Annotated in this window: 12 protein-coding genes; 4 read left to right on the forward strand and 8 right to left on the reverse strand. The window is 56.4% G+C overall.

Going from position 1 to position 15,666, the window contains the following annotated elements; translation table 11 throughout:
- Positions 1 to 109 precede the first annotated feature (109 nt).
- The 3 genes from ldtD (at position 110) to ABU178_RS07445 (ending at position 3,320) form a co-directional block, all read left to right on the forward strand.
- On the forward strand, positions 110 to 1,921 hold the full coding sequence (gene ldtD / locus ABU178_RS07435) for a L,D-transpeptidase (protein ID WP_397213439.1): 1,812 nt from the start codon (positions 110 to 112) through the stop codon (positions 1,919 to 1,921).
- Positions 1,922 to 2,102: 181 nt separating this feature from the next.
- Entirely contained in the window at positions 2,103 to 2,654 is a 552-nt protein-coding gene (locus ABU178_RS07440) for a DUF882 domain-containing protein (protein ID WP_397213441.1), read from the forward strand.
- A gap of 36 nt (positions 2,655 to 2,690) precedes the next feature.
- Positions 2,691 to 3,320: an MBL fold metallo-hydrolase gene (locus tag ABU178_RS07445; RefSeq protein ID WP_397213443.1), complete on the forward strand. Its 630-nt coding sequence runs from the start codon at positions 2,691 to 2,693 to the stop codon at positions 3,318 to 3,320.
- A gap of 47 nt (positions 3,321 to 3,367) precedes the next feature.
- On the opposite strand, the gene ABU178_RS07450 is transcribed toward ABU178_RS07445, so the two are convergent.
- The 4 genes from ABU178_RS07450 to pncB all read right to left on the reverse strand — a co-directional run bounded on the left by ABU178_RS07450 (position 3,368) and on the right by pncB (position 9,041).
- On the reverse strand, positions 3,368 to 4,558 hold the full coding sequence (locus ABU178_RS07450; RefSeq protein ID WP_397213445.1) for an amino acid aminotransferase: 1,191 nt from the start codon (positions 4,556 to 4,558) through the stop codon (positions 3,368 to 3,370).
- Positions 4,559 to 4,797: 239 nt separating this feature from the next.
- A complete protein-coding gene (gene ompF / locus ABU178_RS07455) occupies positions 4,798 to 5,955 on the reverse strand; it encodes a porin OmpF (RefSeq protein ID WP_397213447.1) in 1,158 nt (385 codons plus the stop codon).
- Positions 5,956 to 6,257: 302 nt separating this feature from the next.
- The gene (gene asnS / locus ABU178_RS07460; protein WP_397213449.1) at positions 6,258 to 7,658 is read right to left on the reverse strand and encodes an asparagine--tRNA ligase; all 1,401 of its coding nucleotides are present in this window, start codon (positions 7,656 to 7,658) and stop codon (positions 6,258 to 6,260) included.
- A 162-nt stretch (positions 7,659 to 7,820) separates the two neighbouring features.
- A complete protein-coding gene (pncB, locus tag ABU178_RS07465) occupies positions 7,821 to 9,041 on the reverse strand; it encodes a nicotinate phosphoribosyltransferase (RefSeq protein ID WP_397213451.1) in 1,221 nt (406 codons plus the stop codon).
- Positions 9,042 to 9,278: 237 nt separating this feature from the next.
- Between pncB and pepN the strand changes: the two genes are divergently transcribed.
- Entirely contained in the window at positions 9,279 to 11,894 is a 2,616-nt protein-coding gene (gene pepN / locus ABU178_RS07470) for an aminopeptidase N (RefSeq protein WP_397213453.1), read from the forward strand.
- A gap of 58 nt (positions 11,895 to 11,952) precedes the next feature.
- On the opposite strand, the gene ssuB is transcribed toward pepN, so the two are convergent.
- Genes ssuB through ABU178_RS07490 form a run of 4 tightly spaced genes read right to left on the reverse strand, consistent with a single transcriptional unit; the run spans position 11,953 to position 15,655 of the window.
- A complete protein-coding gene (gene ssuB / locus ABU178_RS07475) occupies positions 11,953 to 12,741 on the reverse strand; it encodes an aliphatic sulfonates ABC transporter ATP-binding protein (RefSeq protein ID WP_397213455.1) in 789 nt (262 codons plus the stop codon).
- Positions 12,738 to 13,529, reverse strand: coding sequence for an aliphatic sulfonate ABC transporter permease SsuC (ssuC, locus tag ABU178_RS07480; RefSeq protein ID WP_397213456.1), 792 nt, complete (start codon positions 13,527 to 13,529; stop codon positions 12,738 to 12,740). The genes ssuB and ssuC overlap by 4 nt, the downstream gene beginning before the upstream one ends.
- Positions 13,530 to 13,536: 7 nt before the next feature.
- Positions 13,537 to 14,682 carry an FMNH2-dependent alkanesulfonate monooxygenase gene (gene ssuD, locus ABU178_RS07485; protein ID WP_397213458.1) on the reverse strand — a complete coding sequence of 382 codons (1,146 nt, stop codon included), beginning with the start codon at positions 14,680 to 14,682 and terminating at the stop codon, positions 13,537 to 13,539.
- A gap of 10 nt (positions 14,683 to 14,692) precedes the next feature.
- Positions 14,693 to 15,655, reverse strand: coding sequence for a sulfonate ABC transporter substrate-binding protein (locus ABU178_RS07490; protein WP_397213460.1), 963 nt, complete (start codon positions 15,653 to 15,655; stop codon positions 14,693 to 14,695).
- Positions 15,656 to 15,666: the final 11 nt, after the last annotated feature.

A 15,666-nucleotide genomic window follows, 5' to 3' on the forward strand; every position in this document is an offset into this window, starting at 1 on the left:
CGTGAAGCAAATGCCGTTTTTTATTCGTATACTCAATATGATGAGTAACGGCCAAATGCGACGAGCTCTTGTTGTCGCTGAGTAGTGTGAGAGATGAGGGGCAGGGACGATGCTGATCAGAAAAACTTTTGTAAACCGTATTGCGGCTGCGTTGGGATTGGTGCTGGCGCTGGCGCCAGTAGCGGCTCCATCTGCCGCGATTATCGCCGCCTTGCCGGGCACAACGCACAGCACAACCTCTCTGCAGAATAGCCAACAGCGTATTCAACAGGCGTTCCCTGACGGCGCGCAGCCGTTTTATCAGGCGCAGCTGGCAAGCCTGTACGCAGCGCGCAATATGCAACTGCTGTGGCAGGATCGCGATGCCGTTCAACAGTTTCAGCAACAGCTGGCTGAAGTGGCGCTTTCCGGCGTGCAGCCGCAGTTTACCCGCTGGGTCGATCGTCTGACCGATCCCGATGTTAAAGGCTTCGCTCGTGATGTAGTGCTCTCCGACGCACTGCTCGGCTATCTGCAGTTCGTCTCCAGCGTGCCAGCCCAGGGTGAAACCTGGCTCTACAGCAATGTGCCGTACAAACTGGCGACGCCGACGACAGCGATCATCAATCAGTGGCTGAATGCGGTAAACGGCGGCGGCGCACGCACTTTTATCGCGTCGCTGGCGCCACAACATCCGCAATATGCGCCGATGCATGCCGCGCTGAAAACTTTGTTGACCGATAACCGGCCCTGGCCGCAGCTGAAAAACCGCGATACCCTGCGTCCGGGGCAGATGAGCGATGACGTTCCGGCGCTGCGCGAAATCTTGCAGCGTACCGGTATGCTCAATGCGCACACCGTGACGCCCACGCCAGCCGATGATGCGGTACCAACCGCGCCTGAGCCGGTCAGCCAGCAGGCGCAGCCGGTGGCGATCAGCCCGTCGGCAGCCAGCATAAGTGATTTGCCGGCGGAGGTGCCTCAATCGCCGGGCAACGTGCAGAACAGCGCCACGGCCAGCGCCGATACGCTGTATGACGAGACGCTGGTGGCGGCGGTGAAACGCTTTCAACAGTGGCAGGGGCTGGCGGATGACGGCAATATCGGCCCGCGCACTCGCGAGTGGTTGAACGTATCGCCGCAAATGCGCGCCGCGCTGCTGGCGCTGAATATCCAGCGTCTGCGCCTGCTGCCGGATGATATGCATAACGGCATCATGGTGAATATTCCCAACTATTCGCTGACCTACTACAACAACGGCAGCAAAATTCTCTCGTCGCGCGTGATTGTCGGCAGGCCGGATCGCAAAACGCCGCTGATGCGCAGCGCGTTAAATAATGTGGTGCTGAATCCGCCCTGGAACGTGCCGACGACCCTGGTGCGCCAGGACATCATACCCAAGGTAAAACGCGATCCCGGTTATCTCTGGAAGCATGGCTATACGCTGCTTTCGGGCTGGAACGCAGATGCGGAGGTGATCGACCCCACCATGATTGACTGGAGTATGGTCTCCGCCTCGTCCTTCCCCTATCGTTTGCAGCAGGCGCCGGGCGCGATGAACTCGCTGGGCCGTTACAAATTCAATATGCCCAGTTCAGATGCCATCTATCTGCACGATACGCCGAACCACAACCTGTTTCAGCGCGACATCAGAGCACTCAGCTCTGGCTGCGTACGCGTAAACAAAGCCTCAGAGCTGGCGGGCCTGCTGTTACAGGACGCAGGCTGGAACGACACGCGCATCTCCAGCACGTTGAAAGAGGGCAATACACGCTATGTGCCAATTCGCCATCGAATCCCGGTAAATCTTTACTACCTTACGGCATGGGTTGCGGATGATGGTAAGCCGCAGTTCCGCACAGATATTTACAATTATGATAATCCTGCGCGATCCGGCAGCCAGGTGCTGGCGCGGGCGGGGCAACTTTTTTCTACTCATTGATTCTGAACCGCTTCCTCAGAGTTTCGTTTAAGCGAGACCTGTCCTGAAAAGGCGATCCCGATCGGGATCGCCGCTCAAACCTGCATTTCACCGGTTGACGTCAAAACCTCGGGCGGTTATGGTTCCGTCCTGTGCACTTTTTGCACATTTCTATCGTTTTTTTCTCAGGTAATCGCGTTTCATGGCTAATTTTGATTCTCAACGTCGCAAACTGCTTCTTTGCGGCGGTGCAGCGGCAGGTCTGGCACTGCTTCCTGGCTCAGCGCTGGCCTCCCTTTCGACTTCCCGACCGCGTGTATTAACCCTTAGTAACATGCATACCGGTGAAACTCTTAAAACCGAATTTTTTAACGGCAAAAGCTACGACAGGGATGAGTTGGCCCGTTTGAATCATTTTTTCCGCGACTATCGCGCGAATCAGATTAAATCGATCGATCCCCGGCTATTCGATCAGATTTATCGTCTGCAGGCGATGCTGGAAACTCGCAAGCCCGTGCAGCTGATTTCGGGTTATCGCACCCTGGCAACCAATAATATGTTGCGCGAGCACGGCCCCGGCGTGGCGAAGCACAGCTACCATACGCTGGGCCAGGCGATGGACTTCCATATTGAAGGCATCGCGCTAAACAACGTACGCAAAGCGGCGTTAAAAATGCGTGCAGGTGGTGTAGGATATTATCCTCGCAGCAACTTCGTACACATTGATACCGGGCCGGTCCGGCACTGGTCCTGACGCCGGCAACGCTGCGTGCGCCGGTCATGGAGCGTTATGAACTATCACATTATTCCGGTTACGGCCTTTGCGCAGAACTGTTCCGTCATCTGGTGTGAACAGAGCCGTGAGGCCGCGCTGGTGGATCCGGGCGGCGACGCGGCGACGATTAAACAGCAGCTCGCTCAGCTTGATCTGACTCCCGCACAAATTTTGCTGACGCATGGACATCTTGATCATGTGGGCGCGGCGGCGGAGCTGGCGGCGCACTATCAGGTGCCGGTTATCGGCCCGCAGAAGCTGGATGCGTTCTGGCTGGAGGCGCTGCCTGCGCAGAGCCAGATGTTTGGTTTGGAAAAGTGCGCGCCGCTGACGCCGGATCGCTGGCTGGAAGAGGGCGATAGCGTGCAGGTTGGTAACGTTACGCTTGAAGTGCTGCACTGTCCGGGTCATACGCCAGGCCATATTGTGTTTTTTGACCGGACCGGGCGTTTGCTGGTTTCTGGCGATGTGATTTTTAATGGCGGCGTTGGTCGCACCGATTTCCCGCAGGGTAACCATCAGCACCTGATTGCGGCGATTAAGCAGAAGCTGCTGCTGCTGGGCGATGACGTGACTTTTCTGCCCGGCCATGGCCCTGTCTCTACCTTAGGCAGAGAGCGAATCAGCAATCCGTTTTTGCAATAAAAAATGGGCCATCAGGCCCATTTTTTTATCCTCGCTGACGCCGAAACTCAGAGCACAGCCACAATCGCTTCACACAGGGCCGACATATTATCGGGCGTCATGCCTGCAATGTTAACACGACCGGAATTCACCGCATACACGCCAAACTCTTCACGCAAACGCACAACCTGATCTTTGGTCAGGCCGCTGAATGAAAACATACCGTTCTGGCGGATGATAAAGCTGAAATCTCGGTTTGCCCCTTTTTCCGCCAGCGTATTGACGAACAGCTGACGCATACGCTGAATACGCTGACGCATATCGGTCAGCTCCTGCTCCCACAGAGTACGCAGCACATCGTTGCTCAGGATAGTGGCGACAACAGCCGCACCGTGCGCCGGCGGGTTAGAGTAGTTAGCGCGAATAGTATATTTCACCTGGCTGAACGCGGTATCGGCAACGGCAGACTCGGCGGCAACCAGGGTAAATGCGCCCACGCGCTCGTTATAGAGGCCGAAGTTTTTGGAGTAGGAACTGGCTACGATCAGCTCCTGATGGGAAGCGGCGAAGATACGCAGTCCTTCGGCATCTTCATCAAGACCGCGTGCGAAGCCCTGATAAGCAAAGTCAAACAGCGGCAGCCAGCCGCTCGCTTTTGACAGCTCAGCCAGCTGTTGCCACTGCTCAGGCGTCGGATCGATGCCGGTCGGGTTATGGCAGCAGCCGTGGAACAGCACCACGTCGCCCGCTTTGGCTTCACGCAGCGAGGCCAGCATACCGTCGAAGTCGAGCTGATGGTTTTGCGCGTCGTACCAGGCGTAGTCGCACACTTCAAGTCCGGCAGCGTTAAAGACGTTTTTATGGTTTGGCCAGCTCGGATTGCTGACCCAGACGCGCTTTACGCTGGTCTGGTTGGCGAGAAAGTCAGCCGCCACGCGCAGAGCACCGGTGCCGCCTGGGGTTTGCGCCGTGCGGGCGCGACGTTCAGTGAGCAGGCTGCTTTCTTTGCCAAACAGCAGCTCCTGCGTGCAACGGGCGAAATCGGCCAGACCATCAATGCTGAGGTAATTTTTTGTGGTTTCGTTTTCCAGCAGATACTGCTCGGCTTTTTTAACGCTGGTTAATACCGGCGTGTTGCCGGTTTCATCCTTGTAGACGCCAATGCCAAGATTGATTTTATTGGGACGGTCATCGGCGCGGAACAGATCGCCCAGTCCCAGAATAGGATCGGCGGGTGCGGCAGAAATCGATTCAAACATGAGTAAGGTCCGGTCAGCGTGAACTTTAGCAAAATGAGCTATCAGGTTAGCGCCAGCTCAGGCAAAAGCCAACCGTTTGCGAAAAAAATCAGGCGGTTTTACGAGGCAGATCGGGTTCGCTGAAAAAGTGTGCCGTTCGGCGCAGGCGAGGCTTTATACACCAGGTTAACTGGCTGAATCGCAGACAATAAAAAACGGGGCCGAAGCCCCGTTTCTCTCTGTACACCAGAGTGTGCAACTTAGAACTGGTAAACCAGGCCCAGTGCAACGGTGTCGCCAGAGTTAATGCCCAGTGCGTTATCGTCATCGATCTGGTTGATGATGTAGTCAACGTAGGTAGACATGTTTTTGTTGAAGTAATAAGTCGCGCCCACTTCAATGTATTTGATCAAATCAACATCGCCTACGCCTTCAACGTCTTTAGCTCTGGACTGAACGTAACCCAGAGACGGACGCAGACCGAAGTCGAACTGGTACTGAGCCACAACTTCGAAGTTCTGCGCTTTGTTAGCGAAACCTGAAATTGAATAGGTATCACCGTTAGCAAAGCTACCAGAAGTAGAAACCGGCGTAGAGTTGTGGGTTTCGCCATACATGGCTGCCAGATAGATGTTGTTAGCATCATATTTGATAGCGGTCGCCCAGTTTTCTGCGCGCTTACCAGCACCTTGACCCGTTACGATGGTGTCACTAGCGCCAGTATCTGCTGAGGTAACAGTCGTTGAAGCACCAGCAGCCTGTGCATTGGTACGATCGCTGTTGCTGTAAGCAGCTACGATACCCAGACCAATCGGAGAGGTATAGGTGGTTGAGAAACCGTAGCCGTCGCCGTTGGAGCGGCGCGTTTCGCTGCGTTCGTTTTTACCCTGATACTGAACAGCAAAGTCCCAGCCATCAACCAGGCCGAAGAAGTTGGTGTTACGGTAGGTCAGCAGACCGCCAGAACGACCGTTCATGAAGTTATCTGAGTAACCAGAGTCACCGCCGAATTCCGGCAGCATATCGGTCCAGCCAATTGCGTCATAAACTACGCCGTAGTTACGACCGTAGTCGATAGAGCCAGCATCGCCGAATTTCAGACCGGCAAAGCCCAGACGGGTTTTGTTACCGTCTTGCGCGTCAGAGCCTTCGGAGTTGTTGGCGTTAGCCTGGTATTCCCACTGACCGAAACCGGTCATCTGGTCATTGATTTGCGTTTCACCCTTGAAGCCGAAACGAATATAAGTCTGATCGCCATCAGTAGCATAGCCATCATCTTTAGAAAAATAGTGCAGGCCAACAGCTTTACCGTACAGGTCCAGTTTATTGCCGTCTTTGTTATAAATTTCTGCTGCGTTTGCTGCGCCTGCAGCTAACAGAGCAGGGATAACCACTGCCAGAATGTTGCGCTTCATCATTATTTATTACCCTCATTGGAGTTATCTGGACACCTGCCACTGCCGTCAAGAAACTTTTACAGGAACCTTGAGAGAAGTTTGGTGTCTTTCTGTGTCTGCACGCATCTTTCCATTCCGGGAACGGTAATTCTAGCGCGAAAATGCTACTAATCTCGTAATTATGTTTCACAAAGAAAAAATGTGTTTCTTTTTGTAAATAGAACGGAACTTTGTGAGATATCTCAAAATTTACAAAAATAAAAAAAGGCCGGCAAAGCCGACCTGATTTATATATATGAATTTCTTATAATTAATGAAACGTTTTAGAAACTCGCGTTACGTGGAGTACGCGGGAAGGGAATGACGTCCCTGACGTTTTGCACGCCGGTCACATAGGCAATTAAACGTTCAAATCCTAAACCGAAACCGGAGTGCGGCACTGTGCCGTAACGACGCAAATCGCGATACCACCAGTAATCTTCTTTGTTCAGGCCCATCTCTGCAAGTCGTTGATCCAGCACATCAAGGCGCTCCTCACGCTGGGAACCGCCGATGATTTCACCAATGCCAGGGGCCAGTACGTCCATCGCCGCCACGGTTTTGCCATCCTCGTTAAGACGCATATAAAACGCCTTGATATCTTTCGGATAGTTTTTCACCACTACCGGTGCTTTAAAATGTTTTTCCGCCAGGTAACGTTCATGCTCAGATGAGAGATCGATGCCCCAGGAAACCGGGTTTTCAAAGCTCTGGCCGCTTTTCTGCAATATGTCAACTGCGTCTGTATAGTCTACCTGAGCAAAATCAGCGGTAATAAAACGCTCAAGACGGGAAACCGCCTCTTTATCGACGCGCTCGGCAAAGAAGGCCATATCGTCGGCGCGCTCTTCCAGCACCGCTTTAAACACATATTTCAGCATCGATTCGGCCAACGCCGCGACATCATCCAGATCGGCGAAGGCCACTTCCGGCTCCAGCATCCAGAATTCCGCCAGGTGACGACTGGTATTAGAATTTTCGGCGCGGAAAGTCGGTCCGAAGGTATAGATTTTTGACAGCGCACAGGCATAAGTCTCGCCGTTCAGCTGGCCCGACACCGTCAGGAACGCTTCTTTGCCAAAGAAATCTTCGTTGAAATCGACTTTGCCTTGATCGTCGCGCGGCAGGTTTTCCAGATCCAGCGTTGAGACGCGGAACATTTCGCCTGCGCCTTCGGTGTCGGAGGCGGTAATCAGCGGCGTTGATACCCAGAAATAACCGTTTTCGTGGAAGAAGCGATGCAGCGCCTGCGCCAGGGTATGACGTACGCGCGCCACGGCGCCGATCAGGTTGGTTCGCGGACGCAAATGCGCCACTTCGCGCAGGTATTCAATGCTGTGACGCTTGGCCGCCATGGGATAGGTGTCAGGATCGTCAACCCAGCCGACAACCTCAACCTGAGTGGCCTGGATTTCATACGCCTGGCCCTGGCCGGGCGATTCCACCACGATGCCGGTAATCACCACGGAACAGCCGGTGGTAAGACGCAGTATGTCGTTTTCGTAATTATTCAAAGAATGATTGACGACAGCCTGAACGGGATTAAAGCAGGAGCCGTCATAAACGGCGATAAAGGAAATACCGGCTTTTGAATCTCTTCGGGTACGCACCCAACCACGTACGGTGACTTCACTGTCAACCGCCACGCGGCCATGCAGTACATCCGCTACAGGCACTACGCTCATAAATATCTCTCTATATAGATGAAGTGAAATTACAGATAAACCCCCGGAACCCGGAGTATTGCTATGTTACTTGCGGGCAATCAGGAAACAAGCAAAATTCCAGTCGGAGTCAGAGATTTATTGCAGAGGGAGGGGGCGACGACGCGCCCCGACAGGCGGCGATCAGCTTGCTTTTTTAACCAGCGGCAGATCGAAAGCTTTACGCAGCGCGCGTACAAAGGCTTTATCCTGACAGATGGTTTTACCCGGACTGTCAGAGAGTTTCGCTACCGGCTTGCCGTTACACTCAACCAGCTTAATCACGATATTCAGTGGTGTAACCCCTGGAATATCGCAGGTCAGACGCGTGCCGATGCCGAACACCACGTTGGCGCGCTGGCCGAAGTGGCGATAGAGCGCCAGCGCCTTGTCCAGATCGAGATTGTCAGAGAAAACCAGCGTTTTGCTCTGCGGATCGATGCCCAGCTTCTCATAGTGCGCGATCGCTTTTTCGCCCCATTGCACCGGATCGCCGGAGTCGTGGCGCAGGCCCTGATAGCGGCTGGCGAGGTGAACGCCAAAGTCGCGCAGGAAGGCATCCATGGTAATGCAGTCGGTCAGCGCGATGCCGAGCTGAGTATCATATTCATCCAGCCACGCCTGCAGGGCCGCGCGCTGGCTGTTTGCCAGCACCGGGCTAATCTGCTGATGCGCCTGAAACCACTCATGCGCCTGGGTGCCGACCGGGGCGATATCAACGCGACGCGCCAGATCGTAATTACTGGTGCCCACCAGCCACGGAAAATCCTGCTTCAGGGTACGGACGATCGCTTCCTGCACGCCCTGAGAGAAGCGGCGGCGGGTGCCGAAATCCATCAGCCGGAATCGCGACATATCGAGATCCTCAACCTGCTGGCGGAACACGGAAAGCTTATGCTGCAGATGATCCACGGCCTGCTCAACGCTGGCGTCCGGCGAGCGGTGACGATGCACCACTTCACTGATCAGCGCCAGCAGCGGCACTTCCCACATAATCACTTCTCGCCACGGACCCTGAATGCGAATGTCCAGCCTGCCGTTGTGGCTGCGCACCCTGACCTGGTTGGGGTTATAGCGGAAATCACGCAGCCAGCTAAGGTAGTCCGTCTGGAAGAAGGGCAGCGCGGCGAGGTAGCGGAACTCCTCATCATTGAGTGCCAGCGTCTGCATAGCGGCGATCTCCGCGCGAATTTCATCGGCGTAGATGCCGAGCAAATCGTCGCCGCGGCAGCGAAATTCCGCCGTGACCGTCACATCGTGGTAACGATGGAAAACGGCTTGCTGCATGTGAAGCTTATACGCATCGGTATCAAGCAGCGTGGTCAGTATCGGGGAAGCGTTTCCTGTCATGGTGCGTTTCAGCATCCTCTTCCGCGGAGCAGAGCCCGGTGTTTAACAAAGTCATAAAGACGCAGGAGTATAACCTGATTCATCGGTAATTGAAGGTGATCACAACATAATTCAGCTTAGCTGGTCGAGGGTAATCTGTGCCATTGTTAATGTTATGTAGCGATTTTTCACATCGCACGCATTGAGCATGGCAAGCTTCTGTGAAGAAGCTTAGACTTTGGCGGGTAACTTTTAACGATGCGAGAAGGATTTATGACGCAACAGCCGCAAATTAAATATCGCCACGATTACCGTGCGCCGGATTACACCATCACCGATATTGATCTGACCTTTGATCTGGATGCGGCAACAACGCGCGTCATCGCTGTCAGCACCATCAAACGCGTCGGCGCCAGCCAGGCTGAGCTGCGTCTGGATGGCGAAGAGTTAACGCTAATCTCGCTGGAAGTCGACGGTGCCGCCTGGCACGATTACCGCCTGGAAGAGGGCGCGCTGGTGTTGAGCCAGCTGCCGGACACCTTTACGCTGAAGATCGTTAATGAGATTCACCCGGACAAAAACAGCGCGCTGGAAGGTCTTTATAAATCGGGTGAAGCGCTCTGTACGCAGTGCGAAGCGGAAGGCTTTCGTCATATAACCTGGTATCTGGATCGTCCCGATGTGCTGGCCCGCTTTACCACTACCATCGTAGCGGACGCGCAGCGTTATCCTTATCTGCTCTCTAACGGCAACCGCATCGAAAGCGGACAGCACGAAGATGGCCGCCACTGGGTGAAATGGCAGGATCCCTTCCCGAAACCCTGTTACTTGTTTGCGCTGGTGGCCGGTGATTTTGATGTGCTGCGCGACAGCTTTAAAACGCGCTCGGGTCGCGATGTGGCGCTGGAGATTTTTGTCGATCGCGGCAATCTCGATCGCGCCGGATGGGCGATGACCTCGCTGAAAAACAGCATGAAATGGGATGAGCAGCGCTTCGGCCTGGAGTATGACCTCGACATCTTTATGATCGTCGCGGTCGATTTCTTCAATATGGGGGCGATGGAGAATAAAGGACTCAACGTCTTTAACTCCAAATATGTGCTGGCCAAAGCGGAAACCGCCACGGATAAAGATTACCTCGGCATTGAAGCCGTGATCGGCCACGAATATTTTCATAACTGGACCGGCAACCGCGTCACCTGCCGCGACTGGTTCCAGCTGAGCCTGAAAGAAGGGCTGACGGTATTCCGCGATCAGGAGTTCAGCTCCGATCTCGGATCGCGTGCAGTAAACCGTATCGATAACGTGCGCATTATGCGCGGCGCGCAGTTCGCGGAAGACGCCAGCCCGATGGCCCATCCGATTCGTCCCGATCAGGTTATCGAGATGAATAACTTCTATACCCTGACGGTGTATGAGAAAGGCTCGGAAGTGATCCGCATGATGCACACGCTGCTCGGCGAAGAGAATTTCCAGAAAGGAATGCAGCTCTATTTTGAGCGTCACGACGGCAGCGCGGCCACCTGTGACGACTTTGTGCAGGCGATGGAAGATGCCTCGAATGTCGATCTCTCCCAGTTCCGCCGCTGGTACAGCCAGTCCGGTACGCCGGTGCTTTCGGTACGCGACGATTACAACCCGGAGCTGGAACAGTATACGCTGCACGTCACTCAGCACACGCCAGCGACGTCTGACCAGAAAGAGAAGTTGCCGCTGCATATTCCGCTCGATATCGAGCTGTACGACGGCGAAGGCAAAGTGATCCCTCTGCAACACAACGGCCATCCGGTACATCATGTGCTGAACGTGACGGAAGAGTTCCAGAGTTTTGTCTTCGACAATGTTCCCTTCCAGCCGGTGCCTTCTCTGCTGCGTGAATTCTCTGCGCCGGTGAAGCTCGACTACAACTGGAGCGATTCGCAGCTCACCTTCCTGATGCGCCATGCGCGCAATGATTTCTCCCGCTGGGATGCGGCGCAGAGTCTGCTGGCGATCCATATCAAGCTGAACGTGGCGCGTCATCAGCAGGGGCAGCCGCTGTCGCTGCCGCTGCATGTGGCGGACGCCTTCCGTGCGGTGCTGCTGGATGAAACCAGCGATCCGGCGCTGATGGCGCTGATCCTGACGCTGCCCGGTGAAAATGAGATCGCCGAGCTGTTTGAGGTGATCGATCCACAGGCGATCAAAGAGGTGCGCGATGCGCTGCTGCGTACCCTGGCGAAAGAGATGGAGGACGAGTTCCTGGCGGTTTACCGTGCCCATCAGAGCAGCGAGTATCGCATCGACCATGCGGATATCGGCAAGCGGGCGCTGAAAAATGTCTGCCTGAACTATCTGGCGTTCGGGGATGTTGAGCAGGCGGATAAGCTGGTGCAGGCGCTATATCATCAGGCGAACAACATGACCGATGCGCTGGCGGCACTCTCTGCGGCGATGATGGCGCAGCTGCCGTGTCGTGAAGCGCTGCTGGCGGAGTACGATGAGCGCTGGCATCAGGATGGTCTGGTGATGGACAAGTGGTTTACCCTGCAGGCCACCAGCCCGGAAGAGAATGTGCTGAGCCGCGTTCGCGCGCTGCTTAACCATCGCTCCTTCAGCATGAGCAACCCGAACCGTATCCGCTCGCTGATTGGCGCTTTCGCCTCGGCGAACCCGGCCGCCTTCCATGCCAAAGATGGCAGCGGCTACCAGTTCATGGTGGAAATGCTGACCGATCTGAACACCCGCAATCCGCAGGTGGCGGCACGCATGATCGAACCGTTGATCCGTCTGAAACGCTACGATGAGGACCGTCAGGCGCTGATGCGTCAGGCGCTGGAGAAGCTGAAAGCGCTGGATAAACTTTCCGGCGATCTTTTTGAAAAGATCAGCCGGGCGCTGAACGCCTGATCAAAAACGGCGGGAAGTTTCCCGCCGTTTCTTTATCTGCAGCTTGTATAAAAAGTGCTTAACGCAGCGCATAGCGCTTCTGTTCTTCGTTGTCGCTGCGTTTCATCACGCGATCCAGCACCTCCGCCTCCAGCTCCGCCAGACGCGCCGATCCGCGCCGACGCGGACGCGGCAGATCCACCGCGAGGTCAAGACCAATCTGACCCTCTTCAATCAGCAGCACCCGGTCCGCCATCATCACCGCTTCGCTGACGTCGTGCGTCACCAGCAACACGGTGAAATTATGCTGCTGCCAGAGCGATTCAATCAGCCCCTGCATCTCAATGCGCGTTAAGGCGTCCAGCGCGCCGAGCGGTTCATCCAGCAGCAGCAGGCCGGGGCGATGGATCAGCGCCCGCGCCAGCGCCACGCGCTGTTTCTGCCCGCCCGACAGCGCCGCTGGCCAGTCGCTGGCGCGCTCCGCCAGGCCCACCGCCTCCAGCGCGTCAAGCGCCGCGCCGCGCCAGTCGCGTCCGCGCAGGCCAAGCCCGACGTTATTGATCACGCTTTTCCACGGCAGCAGGCGCGCATCCTGAAACATCAGGCGCGTCTCTTCGCGCGCCGACTGTAACGGCGCATTGCCTGCCAGCAGCTCGCCCTGGCTGGCCTGTTCCAGACCCGCCAGCAGACGCAGCAGAGTGCTTTTGCCACAGCCGCTGCGGCCTACCACGGCGACAAACTGGCCGGAAGGTATATGCAAATCGATATGATTGAGAATGGTGCGGCTGCCGTACTGCTTGCTCACGCCGTTGATCACCACCGGCGTGCCGGTATTCAGGCGGGCCGGGGACGCGTTCAGGTTGCTCATGCGTTTTCCTCTTTCAGTTGGTAAGCGGGATGCCAGCGCAGCCAGACGCGTTCCAGCAGCTGTGCCGTGACGTCCGCCAGCTTACCGAGCAGGGCATACAGGATGATGGCCACAACCACCACATCGGTTTGTAAAAATTCGCGTGCGTTCATCGCCAGGTAGCCGATGCCGGAGTTGGCTGAAATGGTCTCGGCAACGATCAGGGTGAGCCACATCAGCCCCAGCGCGAAACGCACGCCTACCATAATGGAGGGGAGGGCGCCGGGCAGGATCACCTGAATAAACAATCCCCAGCCGGAGAGACCGTAGCTGCGCGCCATCTCCAGCAGCCCCCGGTCGATATTACGAATGCCGTGCCAGGTATTCAGATAGATTGGGAACAGCGTTCCGAGCGCCACCAGGAAAATTTTCGCCGCTTCGTCGATGCCGAACCACAGGATAACCAGCGGAATCAATGCCAGGTGCGGCACGTTGCGTAGCATCTGCACCGAGGTATCCAGCAGCCGTTCGCCGAGACGCGACAAACCGGTAATCAGACCGAGGATAAGGCCGATCGATCCGCCGATGCTAAAGCCAATCAATGCCCGCCAGCCGCTGATGGCCAGGTGCTGCCACAGCTCGCCGCTGGCCGAAAGGTGCCAGAAGGTGATTACGATATTTTCCGGCGAGGGCAAAATCCGCGTCGAGAGCAGCCCGGTTTGTGATGCAATCTGCCAGACCACAATCAGCAGCGCCGGCAGCAGCCAGGGAGTAAGCTGGTTAGCCAGCCGTTGTTGTACTTTCGCCATGATAACCTCAGCTTTGCGCCACTTTTTGCGGGGTAAAATCGTTCGCCACCGCTTCGCCATGCACCTGCGTCACGCGCGGCTGCGGCACGTCGGGTATCACCAGATCCAGATGCGGGAACAGCAGTTCGCCGACGCGGTACGCCTCTTCCAGATGGGGATAACCGGAAAGAATAAAGGTTTCGATGCCCAGATCGGCGTACTCCTGCATGCGCGCCGCCACGGTGGGACCATCGCCCACCAGCGCCGTGCCTGCGCCGCCGCGCACCAGGCCGACCCCGGCCCACAGGTTTGGGCTGATCTCCAGCTTGTCGCGATTGCCATTATGTAACGACGCCATGCGGCGTTGGCCTACGGAATCAGCGCGGGCAAAAGCCGCCTGCGCTTTGGCGATGGTGGCATCGTCAAGATGGGCAATCAGACGATCGGCCGCCTGCCAGGCTTCGGCGTTGGTTTCACGCACAATCACATGCAGGCGAATGCCGAAACGTACATTGCGTCCCTGCGCGGCGGCTTTGGCGCGAACCTGCTCGATTTTCTCTTTCACCAGCGCAGGCGGTTCCCCCCAGGTGAGGTAGACATCCACTTGTTCCGCCGCCAGATCCTGAGCCGCATCCGACGAACCGCCGAACCAGAGCGGCGGTCGCGGCTGTTGCACCGGTTTAAACAGCAGGCGCGCGCCCCGGACCTTGACATAGTTGCCCTCATAATCGACGTTTTCACCCTCCAGCACACGTCGCCAGACGCGGGTAAACTCAGCCGATTCCACGTAGCGCTCACGGTGATCCAGAAACACGCCATCTCCCGCCAGCTCTTCCGGGTCGCCGCCGGTAACCAGGTTAAACAGCGCGCGGCCATTGGAGAGACGATCCAGCGTTGCCGCCTGACGCGCCGCCTGCGTCGGCGAGATCACACCCGGACGCAGCGCAACCAGAAAGCGCAGGCGTTGCGTCACCGGAATCAACGACGCCGCAACCAGCCAGGCGTCTTCGCAGGAACGACCGGTGGGGATCAGCACGCCGCCAAAACCCAGCCGGTCGGCGGCCTGCGCTACCTGTTGCAGGTAAGCGTGATCCACAGGACGGGCGCCTTCGGCGGTGCCCAGATAGTGACCATCGCCATGGGTAGGGAGAAACCAGAAAACAGATACGCTCATTTTTCATTCCTCATTGATTTTCGGTCCGGGGATGCCAGATACGATCGTTAATTGTCACTTTGACCGGCATCAGATGGTTGGCGTAAAACAGATCGGCGGTTTGCTGCTGCGCGCGGGCGGTCCTGTCACTGACCGGCGCAATCGAGGTGGGCGGCCGATGATCCAGATAGCTGGCGATTACCGGTTTCGGCAGTCCCATCGCCTGGGCTAGCAGATCGATACTCTGATCGCGCTGGCTGCGCGTCAGGGCATCAGCCGTGCTGAAGGTCGCCAGCACCTGTTCGATAAAAGGCCCGTTGGCTTCCGCAAAATGGCGGGTGGCGAGATAAAAAGAACCGGTTTGATTCAGCTCGCTGCCGTCGGTGAGAACCCGCACGTTGCCCTGCAGCAGCGCGGCGGAGTAATAGGGATCCCAGATCGCCCAGGCATCCACATCCCCCTGCTGAAAAGCGGCGCGTGCGTCCGCCGGCGTCAGGTAAGTGGGTTGAATATCTTTGAAGCCCAGGCCCGCTTTTGCCAGCGCACGCAGCAGCAGATTGTGGGAACTGGAGCCTTTCTGAAACGCCACCTTTTTGCCTTTCAGATCGGCCACGCTGTGCAGCGGGCTATCTTTCGGCACCAGAATCACTTCCGCTTTGGGCTTGGGCGGTTCCGCGCCCACATAGAGCAGGTCCGCGCCCGCCGCCTGGGCAAAAATCGGCGGAATGTCGCCGGTGCTGCCTAAATCGATGCTGTCCACGTTCAGCGCTTCCAGCATTTGCGGCCCGGCAGGAAACTCAATCCATTTGATCTGCGTGCCGGGAAAACGCTGCTCCAGCATTTGATGACGTTTTGCCAGCACCATGCTGACCGATCCTTTTTGATAACCGATGCGGAACTGCTGCGGCCCTGCGTCGGCAGCACGGGCGTTCAGGCTCAGCGCCAACAGCGCGGAGAGCGCCCACCCGGTTACGCCAGCTAATCGTCTGTTCATTTTGCGTCCTT

The organism is Pantoea osteomyelitidis, assembly GCF_044342975.1.
Taxonomy (GTDB): domain Bacteria; phylum Pseudomonadota; class Gammaproteobacteria; order Enterobacterales; family Enterobacteriaceae; genus Pantoea; species Pantoea osteomyelitidis.